Below are 12,478 nucleotides of genomic sequence, written 5' to 3' on the forward strand. Positions count from 1 at the left end.
AGGCCACGCCGGTGTGCTTGGAACGGCATGTAGAATGCTGGGGGACTAGACCAATAAGTTACATTTGAAAATAAGTCGTCAATTTTCCTTGTGAATGTTAAAACTTGTTATCAAATCCACTTAACTAATTGATTCGAAAATTCAGTGCGTAAATGGAAAAATGTTTTGTGATTTCATTGAACCATGGGAGCACTTACTGCCGCGTGGCACAAAGAATTGTCGCTTGTGCACAAATGGAGCTGAAAGCATTGTTTTGTGACCTGAAATGCTTTATAGTTAACTTGTGAACAGCTTATCAAAAAGGGGATGTGTTGAATGGCAATTACCATTTCGGTTTTAAAAGAAGCGCCTGGTGAAAACCGGGTCGCATTGTCACCGGACGTCGTACGTAAGCTCGTCAAGAATGACTACCAAGTACTGATTGAACAAGGTGCTGGGGAACGGTCCTTCTATCGGGATGCAGTCTACACTGAGGCCGGTGCCAAAGTCGTTGACCGCGCAGAAGCGATTACGCAAGCAACTGTAATCGCCACGATTGCCCAACCAGATGATGCAACCATTGATCAGATGAAGGCTGGACAAGCACTGATTGGTTTGTTATCGCCATTGACGGATATTGACTTTGTTAAGAAGTTAGCCGCCAAGAAGATTACTGCATTAGCGTTTGAACTCTTGCCACGGACGGTCTCACGGGCCCAAACGATGGATGTTTTGAGTTCGCAAGCCAGTGTTGCTGGTTATAAGGTGGGCCTGATGGCCGCGGATCATTTCTCACGGTATTTCCCAATGATGATCACCGCCGCCGGGACTGCCAAGCCAGCTAAGGTGTTAGTCTTAGGGACCGGGGTTGCCGGACTACAGGCCATTGGGACCGCTAAACGGTTAGGGGCCATGGTTTCCGGTTACGATATTCGGCCAGCTTCACGGGGTGAAGTGGAATCGTTGGGGGCAACTTTCCTGACGACCTCCGTTTCTGCCACCGGTGAAGGGGGCTATGCTCGGCAATTGACCGAGGAAGAAACTGCACAACAACAAGCAGAATTGGAAGGATTCATCGCCCAAAACAACGTGATCATTACGACCGCGCAAGTGCCTGGGCGGCGGCCACCACTGCTGGTTACCCAGAAGTCCGTGGACGAAGCCAAGACCGGGACGTTATTTATGGATTTAGCCGCTAGTGACTTAGGCGGGAACGTTGCCGGATCAAAGCCGGGTGAAACGGTCACAACGCCAAATGGTGCTGAAATTGTGGGTGCTGGCGATATGGCTAGTCAATTGCCAGCCTCCGCTTCTGACATGTATGCCAAGAACGTGCAAGCTGTCTTAAATGATGTAAACGAGGATGGCAAGTTGGTCTTTGACATTGATGATGAAGTGGTTGGTGAACTCTTGGCAACCTATGACGGTGAGATTATTAGTAACCGACTACGGTCTGTCATGGAACTGCCGGAACGTAAATCAGCAGAACCGGAAGAACCTGAAACGCCGGCTGAAGATCAAGACGACGCGAAAGGAGCTGATTAGTGATGAGTGAGGAATTATTTACGAATCTAGCAATTTTTGTTTTAAGTCTATTGGTTGGGTTTGAAGTTATGAGTAAAATTCCAGCTACCCTGCAAACCCCTATGATGTCCGGGGCCAACGCCATTCATGGTGTCGTTGTGGTTGGGGCCTTTGTCATTGCAGCCGAAGCCAATAGCTGGGTCTTCTACATCTTGGCATTCTTTGGTGCCGTATTTGCGGCAATCAACGTGGCGGGTGGTTATACCGTTACCGACCGGATGCTCGGGATGTTCGATCGTAAACCAAAAGCAAAATCAGAGGGGGATGATTCTAAATGAGTACCCTACAAACGATTGCCTCTTTAATTTACTTAATTTCCGCGGTGTGCTACGTCTTGGGTGTGCACATGATGCGTTCTCCTAAGACTGCCCGCAAAGGGAATGGGCTTTCCGCCATCGGTATGTTTATGGCCGTTATTATGATTATTATCGAAGTCGTGGCCGATGGTAAGATTACCGCTACTGGTTGGATTGTCCTCATCGCCGGCTTAGCAGTCGGAATCGCATACGGGGTCGTCAAGGCGCGCAAGGTGCCAATGACTGACGTGCCGCAACTGGTTAGTTTGTTCAACGCCGTGGGTGGTGGTGCCGCTGCCGTTATCGGGATCTTCGATTACCTGATGAAGGGTGACGGGGTCGCTTTAAGCCTTGCGTTCTCGATTCCTGTATTCCTTGATGTGATCATCGGGGGGATTACCTTCTCCGGGTCACTGATTGCGACTGGGAAGTTGTCTGGGAAAGTTCCCGGGAAACCGATTACCTTCCCTGGTGCCAAGATTCTCAACATCATCGTTGTCTTGGGGATGCTGGTCGCTGCCTGGTTCATGATTGCAACGCCAACTAATATCTGGTTCGTGATTCTTGGTTTAGCCATGGCACTGATCTTCGGGTTACTGATGACCTTGCCAATTGGTGGGGCCGATATGCCGGTTGTCGTTTCACTCTTGAACGCCTTTACCGGTTTGGCCGTTGCCTTTGCCGGGTTCGTTATCAATAACCAAGTCTTGATCATTGCTGGTGCCTTAGTTGGGGCTGCTGGGACGATCCTGACGCTGCAAATGGCCGAAGCAATGAACCGTTCCGTTGCCAATATCTTAGCCGGTGGCTTTGGGACTGGCGACAGTGACAGTGGTAGTGCTGGTCCAGATGTGCCAGTTGATGTTAAGGAAACTTCAGCTGATGACATTGGTCTGCAACTGGCCTACGCTCAGAACGTCATGATTGTTCCTGGGTATGGGTTAGCCGCAGCGCAAGCCCAACACGAAGTTGCTGAATTAGCTACGGTTCTGACGGAAAAGGGTATCAATGTCAACTACGCCATTCACCCGGTTGCCGGGCGGATGCCTGGGCACATGAACGTGCTGTTGGCTGATGTTAACGTCCCCTACGATCAGATGAAGCAGTTGGACGATGCTAACCCAATGTTTGAAAGCACCGACGTTTCCCTGGTTATCGGGGCCAACGATGTTACCAACCCACTGGCTCGTGAAAGTGGGAATGAGATTTCTGGGATGCCTATCCTGGATGTCGACAAGTCGAAGTCCGTGGTTGTCATCAAGCGGTCAATGAGTACCGGGTACGCAGGTATCCAAAACCCACTGTTCTCGCTGGATAACACGCAGATGTTCTTCTCTGATGCCAAGGTTGGATTGCAAGACATTGTGGCTGCAACGAAGCAATACTTGGACGATTAGTCTAAAAAGATGTAACAGAAAGGTTCGCGAAACGTGCCGATTGGCGGGGCGTTAGCGAACCTTTTTTGATGCCGGAAAAAGGTGAGGGCTGACAGGGAAGCTTGTGATTTTCCCAGGAGAATCCGGCATAATATCGAACTGTGAATGACTCGTTAATCAGAAGTATACGGGAGTGAAATTGGGAAAGCAAGGACAACTGAAACAGCCTGGAATACGTTAAAAAGGTTCATGATCGGTGCCATGATTGGCGTTGATCATGAACCTTTTGTGGGTAACGGTTAGTCTTGCTTACGGTGGAAACTGATGAAGCCAAGCAAGGAAAGCGATGCTAGGCCAAGGTAGCTTAGCCATGAATGGGCGTCGCTAGTTTGTGGCAACGTGGTTTGAGCGTTACCAGATTGGCTAGCCATTGTATTATCGGTAGATTCATTTTGCGACGCGTGAGAAGTCGACTGAATTTTAGCAGCTTGATTATTGGAACGGTAGGCGGCTCTGATTGGCCAGCTAGTGGCAATAGCGGCCGAGTTACCAGTCGTTAACGCGGATAATCCATGCGCTTTTTTGACACTAGTTGCGGCAGAAAGTGCTGTCACTTTTCCGCGCGTAGTCGTCTTGATCGTTGGCTTTGTGACAGAGTCAACATTGCGCCATGGCTTCCCAGGCTTGCTGGACGGTTTGGTCGTTGGCGTACTTGGCTTGCTCGTGACCGGATCAGTGGCAGTGGTGGTACCAGGATCGGGAGTCGTTGACCCAGAGGTTGCTGGTGCCTTAACAGTAACGATTGATGTGGCCGTAATCGCTTGGCCATTGGAATCGGTATACGTGTAGGTTACCGTGTAAATACCAGGAACTTTAGGATCAACACTATTGCTGGCAGTCGCTGGACCACCAGCTGATTTCTGGTATGAATACGCCACTTTGATAGTGCCGTCCGCGAGTGCTTGCGCTAGTGCGGCTGCGTCAGTTACTGAATCGGTCGGTTTGCTATCCGCTGAGGTATCCGAGTAGCCGGTAAGGTTGGCTGTGGGATCCCAAGTTCCCGATGTCGTCAGTTCAGACGATGGCAATACAGAAAGTGTGCTGCTATTCGGAAGAACCGTAATAGTTGCGGGTACGATAGTCTGAGTGCCTTGAGAGTCCGTATAGGCGTAGTAGACGGTATACGTGCCGGCCTTAGTGGTATCGACCAGGTTGCTTGGGTCGCTGACCGAAACGGGGGCACCGTCCTTATCTGTCATGACAACACCGTTACCAACGGAAATGGGCTGGCCATTTTCGTCCAAAGCATCTACCAAGGTATTGTTGGGATCCCAGCGGTTGGCGGCTCCGGCGACGAACTTGGTTCCCTTTTTGGTGGATAGTTTAGTCTGGATAGGACTGACGTAAACAGTATAGGTTTGGCCAGTCATAGTAAGATCGTCTAGATTGGTTACATTTTTTAAATCATTAGTCGATACATCAGCGACTGTGGGATTGTAAACAGCATTGGTTGGGACAGCTGTGAATGTGTCTTGGCTTAATGAGAATTGGTAATTTTGGGGATCTTTGTAGACCGTGTTTGCCATGATCTCACTTATAGGATCGTAGTTGGATCCGGTAAGCCCAGTAGTATGAAAGGTTGAGGTCAGACCAGTGTCTTTGTTAATTACATTGTAAGTATCTTCTGCTTTAGCAGAGATATAGTTTAAAGTTTTGGCCCATTCACTGAGAATAAAGTAGGGGTTACCTTCGGAATCAGTACGTGGAAGACCATTAGCGTATCCGGCTGTACCGACAAGATAATCGTCTGGATAGGGATTGTTTGAATCAGAGCTAAATCTTTGCCAAGAAAGCGCCTTGTAATAAGTAGGGGTGGCTGTCGTGGTATTCGACTGGCCATAAAAGAGAATATCGTTTTGCACGGCTTGCTGTAGTTGGTCTTCGCCAGTTAGCTTTGTCATTTGACCAGTGGTCGAATCAAAGTTTCTAGCGATATCTGCATTGATTGTGACCGATTTAATACTGGAGCTTGCGGGAGGCGTGGTGATAAGTAAATGAAGCTTCGTACCATTTGGGCTGCTTTGGGAAGAAATTACTGCACCGTCATTCGGCCGGAAATAAAAGACCTCCCGCCCATTTGGTTCAGTTGTTGTTGGCGAAGTGTTTTTAAGCTGGTAAACATCTATGCTGGTCAGGTTGTTGATATATCCGTCTTTATTTAAATCTGCAAGAAAAGTACTAGCTGAGGTTTTAAAATCGGCTAGATTTGCGGTAACCCCATTAGGGAGGATAATGTAGAAGCCCCAGAGTTGCTGATCGCCAGTAATTGGGTTGGTTTTATAATTGGTTGTGCTATAGGGCTGAACAGACACACTAGCGGTTGCTCCATAAAGGGCATAGCTTGTTGCACCGTCAACGGTGACGTAGAAGTTACCAATGATAGGAGCGTAATTTAAAGTCGGTGCGGCTACGGTCGTTGCTGGGACTTTCTCGTCTGCTAACGTATCCACACTATCGTCAGAGATAGATAGATCTTCCACTGAGAAAGATTTAAAAAGGCTATCCGTCTTTATGTCATTTTGACTGACTAAAAAGTTACTACTATCGACGTCACCAGAACCTGTGCCACCGTCGATTTTTTCTGTTGACTTGTCGCCAGGCAGTGTCGAATCAGGATTGCTATTGTCAATACTATTTGTAGGAGCAGGATTCCCAGATTGATCATTGTTCTTGCTTGGCGCATCAGCGGGATCTGAGCCTTTAGGTGTGTTCGGAATCTGATTATTGTTAGTGACACTACCATCTTTGGAGGTGTCTGTATCACCGTTGTTTGATTCAGGGACTTTTTTTTCAGCCGAATCGGTAGGGTTAGACTTTGAGTCCTCGCTTGTCGTCTCTGGTGGTGTGTTACTTTTATTGTTTTCAAGTGAAGAAGTGTCACTATCTCCAGAATTGGATTTTAGCGGAACGGTGCCCTGTGTGTTTGCATTCTGACTGGATGATTCGGCTGTGGGGTCATCTGTACTTGTCGTGGCCGCGTGAACTGGCGCCATTCCAACTAAAGTTAATCCAGTTAATAACGATAGGGTGGTAACGCCACTCACTAGCCAGAGCTTCCCTGATTTATAAAGTTTAAAATGAACCTTCGTTGTGGTGCTTGATTGCTGCTGATATTGTTTTCTAGACATACAAAAAGTCCCCCATCATAATGATGGCCACAGATAAGTCATCTTGTTGACTTATAAAGAAAATATATAGTTAAAACTGGCAAAAGGTGTGGTCAATTTAACGCTGATATAGCAGCATATCAGCCGCATTTAATGTCTTAATACTACCACAAAATAGGTTAAGTATAAATTAGTTAATTCAGTGAAATAATCTGTCAAGATTGCTTTTACAGTACCTGGGAATAACTAATGATGGGGTGCAATCAATATGAGCGCAAAAAAAAAGCCCCCATCAATCCTAGATGAGGGCACCAGTTGATCCATAGGATACATCTGGAATGTACAGAGCAACTGGACAGGCGTGGCCTGCATTACCTAGTGTACGCGATATCTGAGAGAATAGCCAGCTAAATTTGGAATTGGCAGCAAATTCTTTTCATGGTAGGATAGGCGTGATCAAATAAATCAGCGAGGTGACAGGGTATGCAGAAGATGCGGACAATGTTGTATGTCGATGATGTGGAGCAGGTTGTGCAGTTCTGGCAGGATGAACTCGGTGCGGAAGTTATTGAGGTTAACGCCATGCCTGATAGTTCTAATAATGTTGTGGTGAATATTGCGCCCAACGTGGAGTTGTCCTTCTTTGCAAAGTCGTTTATTCGTCGATATTCGCCAGAGGTCTTAGGAAACATACCATCCTTAATGTTCTATAGCAAGGACTTTAAGGCGCTACATGACCGATTGGCAACTGCGGGTAAAATTGTGGAGAATGCTGGAACTGCGACCTTCAATTTCAGAGATCCTGAAGGTAACTACTTCGTGATTGCCCAAGCTAAATCGTAAATTTAAGCAAGCGATGCGAGGAACGCATCGTTTTTTTGTTGCAATTTTAAATTATTTTTATTGTGATAAACGTTGGTATCAACGGTATACGAGATGATGCGTACCGAATCAATTTGAAAATATATTAGCTTTTAGTTAGTTTTAGTTTACAAAAGCTAACTAAAATGCTAACATTATCAGCATCAAGAAAACGAGGAGGAAATTAACATGACAGATTCGAGTCGTGACTTATTAAAATGTTTTGGAAAGCTTTTACAGAACCGGGCCTTTTTGATGGCAGTGGGGCATCAGGCAGGGATGGGCGGCCATGGTGGACCGCACAGTGGTAATCGTGGCCAGGGAAAATTATTGAAAGTTTTAGCGCAGTCACCTAATGGACTCACGAACGCTGAAATTGCTGAACTACTCGATATTCGCCCCAGCTCCGTGAGTGCGACCATTAGTCGGTTAGTTGACGCTGGCTTCGTTGAGCGAATCCCCAGTCCAACCGACAAGCGCGCAGTCATCGTTCAGTTGAGCGAACGGGGAAATGAACTTTTTACGCAATACGACGAGCACGTTGACACGACTGCTGATGAACTGTTCGGTGGATTGACGCCAGACGAGCAGGCGCAATTGGAACACTTATTGACGAAGTTGACGCACCAAGTCGCTGACCTTGACTGGGGGGACTTTATGGGGCACCGACCAACGGACTGGCCACACCGCGGCATGGGTGGTATGGGCCGCCCAAGATTTTAAATCTTAGCAATACCGGAGGCAAAGAGAGATGGAACGTAGAATGGTAGCGCCACGGACCGCCAAGCAACGGCAAACGGGCAAGTTTGATTTTAAAGGCTTCTTACATTTGATTCGGCAGACCAAACCGAAATACTGGCAACTCTGGATTGGTCTAACGCTAGGGCTAATTGCAACGGGTGCTCAACTGGCAGTTCCTAAGTTGGCGCAGTCGTTGATCAATGGCTTGGGGCATGCGCTGAACCAGCCATTACTGATTGGTGTTGTGATTTTATTTGTGGTGAGCGCCGCTGTTAGCGCCGTTTCCGGGGCCTTACTGGGGTTCTTTGGCGAGAACGTTGTTGCCCGTTTGCGGAGCAACCTCTGGCAAAAACTCGTACGGCTCCGTGTGAGTTACTTTGACAACGTGAAGACCGGCGAGATGACCTCACGGCTGGTCAACGATACCATGCAGATCAAGAATCTACTGGCAAATTCGTTTCCCCAGATGGTGACGTCACTCTTTCAACTTGTGGGCGCACTCGTCATTATGTTACTGATGGACTGGAGGATGACAGCTATTATGTTCAGTGCCGTCCCCCTGATGATGGTTGTTATGTGGCCAATCATGCGCCAATCTGGTAAGATTGGCCATCAACGACAGGATGCCATGGCCGCCTTTAGTGGCGAGACGGACGAGACGCTCAGCGAAATCCGTTTGGTCAAGTCGTCCAACGCCGAGAATTATGAAACACAGACGGGGACCCAGCAGATTCAGGACCTTTACCGGATTGGTTTGCGCGAGGCAATTTACGATGCCATCGCTAGCCCTGTGATGACTGCGGCCATGTTGGCGGTCTTCGTGGGTGTACTGGCTTACGCTGCTGTACGGGTATCCGCTGGCACAATGAGCATGGGGACGATGTTTTCCTTCATGATGTATTTGTTCCAAATCATTGGCCCGGCTGGTACGTTAGCCCGGTTCTTTACCGACTTGTCCAAGGCTAATGGATCAACTGAACGTGTGCGCGAGTTGCTAAGTGAACCGGAAGAAGCACTTAGTGAGGGAGCGACACAGTCCGTCAGTGATGCCACGTTAGCCATGACCCACGTTGACTTCGCTTACGAAGATGGACAACCAGTCTTACACAACGTGAATTTCGAAGCCAAACCCAACACAGTCGTTGCGTTTGCGGGACCATCTGGTGGCGGGAAATCTACAATCTTCGGTTTACTGGAGCGCTATTATCAACCACAGAATGGGCAAGTGACCATTGGTGGATCGGATGTGCGTGACTTCAATCTCAGTGATTGGCGTTCGCAGATCGGCTACGTCAGCCAGGATTCCGCTATCATGGCTGGTACGATTCGACATAATCTGACGTATGGTGCGGACCGCAACTTTACGGATTCAGAGTTGTGGCACGTACTGAAATTGGCTTCTGCGGACGGTTTCGTAGCTAAGATGACGGATGGCCTGGACACCCAAGTGGGTGAACGGGGCGTTAAGGTCAGTGGTGGTCAACGTCAACGGTTAGCGATTGCGCGTGCCTTTCTACGTGATCCGAAGATTCTCTTGTTAGATGAAGCCACTGCTAGTCTGGATTCTGAGTCCGAAGCTATGGTGCAACGCGCTCTAACGGAGTTGATGAAGGGGCGGACAACGTTAATCATCGCTCATCGTTTGAGTACGATTGTGGATGCCGACAATATTTACTTCATTGAAAACGGCCATGTCAGCGGTCAGGGCACGCATCATGAACTGATGGCGAGCTTACCGCTGTATCGAGATTACGTTAAGATTCAATTCAAAGGCTAGGTGCTAGCTTGCGACTTTGCCGATAGTGATGACACAGAATCGATTGGTCGGTGGTAATTCTGTGTCAAATTAGGGTAAAACGAGTGTCTCATTATGGCCGCTTTCAATTTGTGGAAAGCGGCTATTTTGGTGTCGTTAGCCATCTTAAGAATTGATTGAGATTCAGTTACGAATATATCGTTTATCAATAAACGTGAATATAATCGATTCTAAAAGGGGATGGCGTTATGCGAAAGCAGATAGTCGTATTAAAAGGGGCTTTAGGGCTCGCGGTCGTTGCCGTACTGGCCTTAGCAGTTATCGTAGCACCCGTGATTCTGCGAGTCTCAAGTGTAGAACTTCATCAATTAGCCGTCGCGCTTGGCCAGGGGTTATACGTGGCCATCGGTTTGATTTTGTGTGCAATTTTCGAAGCCTTTAACTTGTTACGTAGGATTGCGAGGGGAACAGCTTTTTCCACGGAATCAGTGAAAGCACTTGGCTGGATTAAATGGAGTGCGTATGGGGTCACGCTGACTTTCACAGCTGTATTACCGTTGATCTATTTGTGGGCGGACGGTGAGGATGCACCTGGCCTGTTGCTCTTTGCCTTGATCTTAACAGCCGCTGCATTAGTTGTAGGCGTTTTTGCTAACATTCTGGAACAACTTCTGCTGAGCGTTGTCGTGATGAAACGAGAAAATGAGCTGATGGTCTGGTTGTAATTTGGGTAGGTGCGATCCTTGAGAAGAAACAATTGACGTAGGTGACCGATGGTGGTGCTGTTGCGCTGGGAAGGCTTGAGACGCTAAGGTTGCACGCACTAGCTGGTTAATATTGAAAATAAGTGGAACCGGACTGAATCCTAGCTGATTCAGTCCGGTTCCTTTGTGAATTGATAATTTATTTAGCGAGTTTTACAGCGTGCTTGGTGTAAACAATGTGCCAACCCTTAGGTAAGCCATTAACGTGTTTGAATTTACCGGTATGTTTCTTGTAGGTGATCAGTTTGGCACCCTTTTTGAGTTGCCCCTTGGTAACCTTCAAGGTCCCGTTGAACTTGGCGGTCTTCTTAATCGTTAAATGACCGGCGCGACTCATCGTCAACTTACCAGCTTTGGCTTGTTGGAATTGTCCGCGGACGGTGACCTTAGTCGTAGCTAACTTCAAGTTCCCCTTAGTCAGCTTAACGGTTCCCTTACCCAAAGCAGTGGTGTTAGCAACTTGAAGCGTTCCACCCTTAAGTTCAGTACCACCAGTGTATCGGTTGGCGCCACTCAGTGTGAGTTGACCAGTGCCGGTCTTGGTTAACTTACCAGTACCGCCAATTTGGTTTTTCCAAGTATCTTTGGCGTTGAAGTTCCCCTTCTTGGCGTCCATGTTAACTTTGACGTTGTTTAAGAAGGAACCATAACCGTTAGCGGCAGAGAAGAGGTCCAAACGGCCCCAACCTTCGGCATCGTCCATTCCAGGGTAACCAGAAGGCATTCCGGTGGTGAAGAGGACAGCTCGGCGTTGAGTGTTGTTTAAGTAAGGAAGACGGGTTTTAAGTAATACTTCGGCACCCTTAGGGACACGCATCGTTTGAGTGGTGTCTCCAGTTTGATCGAAACCGTAAGTCATGCGGTAACGGTAGTCTTGACGGTTCTTTTCGTAACTCTTAAAGTCGTCTTGGGCTGTAGCGTCCTTACTACCCAGTAACGCATTAGATTGAGCAGCTTCGTAGCCAGCTTTGGCAGTTTCTTGATTAGCAGGATCGTTCAGAACAGCCGCTGCGATGGCTGTACCAGTCATCCGACCACCCATGACGGCCAGTGGTGAGTGACGGCCAGCAATAATCCGGTCATAACCCACTTCGGAGGAACGGGTAATTAATTGCTGAAAACGTTGTGGTAGAGCGTAGGCAAAGGCGATACCACTATCAAAGGCGGCAGTAGTGTGACCACTTGGCAAGTCAAAGGAGTCTGGCTTGGCGTGTGCCATGATATTCTCAACAGCTGGTAAAGGTTTGACGGCTTTACTCAAGCGATAAGGCCGTGGCATGGCTACGTAGTGCTTAGGTGAATTAATGCCAGAGTAAGGAGAACCTTCGGCCACATCGACGAGTTTAACCAGGTCCCCTAATTGAGAATCTTGGGTCGCCCATTTGGGATTCTTCGGACTGTAGTTGGCAGGTAGTGGGGTGCTAGGCATGGACAGGTAATTCGTTTGGGCGTTAGCGTTTTTAATGAATGCTGGTGCGTAAGGTCCCAATCCTGAAATTAAATTGTAACGCAGGTCACGGCGGTCGCTGAAGTAGGCCCGTTCCATCTCACTATAAGAGCGTTCTTCGGTAACCTTAGCGGACTTGGCGAGGTTAAGATCAATCATGTCCTTGTCGATCACTTTCCCTTTATCCCAATACTTAGTAAATCCTGTGATGACACCAATTACGGGGTCGCTGTTTGGCGTCATGTAGGTCATGTTATCTAAATTTTGGTGATACTCGTCTACCAAGTAGCCATAGTTCGCCTCATGGGGCTTCAACAAAGCCGCCACGTTAGGTTGTTTTGCCTTAGCGCTGGCGGTTGTCACGTTGGTCACCATGGGAAGGGTGACGGCAACCAGGGAGAGTACGGCTGCTGCCCGTTTGGTCCAAGTCCGTTGTCTAGTTTTCATGAAAATACCTGCCTTTCAAAATTGAGGGTGCGTTTTCATTTTTTATTACAAAGCCAGCAT

Annotated in this window: 9 protein-coding genes; 7 read left to right on the plus strand and 2 right to left on the minus strand. The window is 48.0% G+C overall.

The annotated features are described in order from the left end of the window. Positions 1 to 315 precede the first annotated feature (315 nt). Genes FD07_RS04595 through FD07_RS04605 form a run of 3 tightly spaced genes read left to right on the plus strand, consistent with a single transcriptional unit; the run spans position 316 to position 3,256 of the window. Positions 316 to 1,524: an NAD(P) transhydrogenase subunit alpha gene (locus FD07_RS04595; protein ID WP_020089344.1), complete on the plus strand. Its 1,209-nt coding sequence runs from the start codon at positions 316 to 318 to the stop codon at positions 1,522 to 1,524. 2 nt (positions 1,525 to 1,526) lie between these two features. Then, complete coding sequence (locus tag FD07_RS04600; protein WP_020089343.1) at positions 1,527 to 1,841, plus strand: NAD(P) transhydrogenase subunit alpha part 2; 315 nt, start codon at positions 1,527 to 1,529, stop codon at positions 1,839 to 1,841. Then, complete coding sequence (locus tag FD07_RS04605; RefSeq protein ID WP_020089342.1) at positions 1,838 to 3,256, plus strand: NAD(P)(+) transhydrogenase (Re/Si-specific) subunit beta; 1,419 nt, start codon at positions 1,838 to 1,840, stop codon at positions 3,254 to 3,256. Before FD07_RS04600 ends, FD07_RS04605 begins: the two co-directional genes overlap by 4 nt. 278 nt (positions 3,257 to 3,534) lie before the next feature. On the opposite strand, the gene FD07_RS04610 is transcribed toward FD07_RS04605, so the two are convergent. Next, a complete protein-coding gene (locus tag FD07_RS04610) occupies positions 3,535 to 6,423 on the minus strand; it encodes a KxYKxGKxW signal peptide domain-containing protein (protein WP_081624582.1) in 2,889 nt (962 codons plus the stop codon). Between the two features lie 462 nt (positions 6,424 to 6,885). Between FD07_RS04610 and FD07_RS04615 the strand changes: the two genes are divergently transcribed. The 4 genes from FD07_RS04615 (at position 6,886) to FD07_RS04630 (ending at position 10,485) form a co-directional block, all read left to right on the plus strand. Next, positions 6,886 to 7,245 (plus strand): VOC family protein, encoded by a 360-nt coding sequence (locus tag FD07_RS04615; protein WP_020089340.1) that lies wholly within the window; start codon positions 6,886 to 6,888, stop codon positions 7,243 to 7,245. A 207-nt stretch (positions 7,246 to 7,452) separates the two neighbouring features. Next, entirely contained in the window at positions 7,453 to 7,986 is a 534-nt protein-coding gene (locus FD07_RS04620) for a MarR family winged helix-turn-helix transcriptional regulator (RefSeq protein WP_020089339.1), read from the plus strand. Between the two features lie 28 nt (positions 7,987 to 8,014). Beyond that, positions 8,015 to 9,781 carry an ABC transporter ATP-binding protein gene (locus tag FD07_RS04625; protein WP_020089338.1) on the plus strand — a complete coding sequence of 589 codons (1,767 nt, stop codon included), beginning with the start codon at positions 8,015 to 8,017 and terminating at the stop codon, positions 9,779 to 9,781. Positions 9,782 to 10,008: 227 nt separating this feature from the next. Beyond that, positions 10,009 to 10,485, plus strand: coding sequence for a DUF2975 domain-containing protein (locus FD07_RS04630; protein ID WP_020089337.1), 477 nt, complete (start codon positions 10,009 to 10,011; stop codon positions 10,483 to 10,485). A gap of 178 nt (positions 10,486 to 10,663) precedes the next feature. On the opposite strand, the gene FD07_RS04635 is transcribed toward FD07_RS04630, so the two are convergent. After that, entirely contained in the window at positions 10,664 to 12,418 is a 1,755-nt protein-coding gene (locus FD07_RS04635; RefSeq protein WP_020089336.1) for a phosphatase PAP2 family protein, read from the minus strand. Between the last annotated feature and the right edge of the window lie 60 nt (positions 12,419 to 12,478).

This window comes from Levilactobacillus parabrevis ATCC 53295, from assembly GCF_001434055.1.
Lineage (GTDB): Bacteria > Bacillota > Bacilli > Lactobacillales > Lactobacillaceae > Levilactobacillus > Levilactobacillus parabrevis.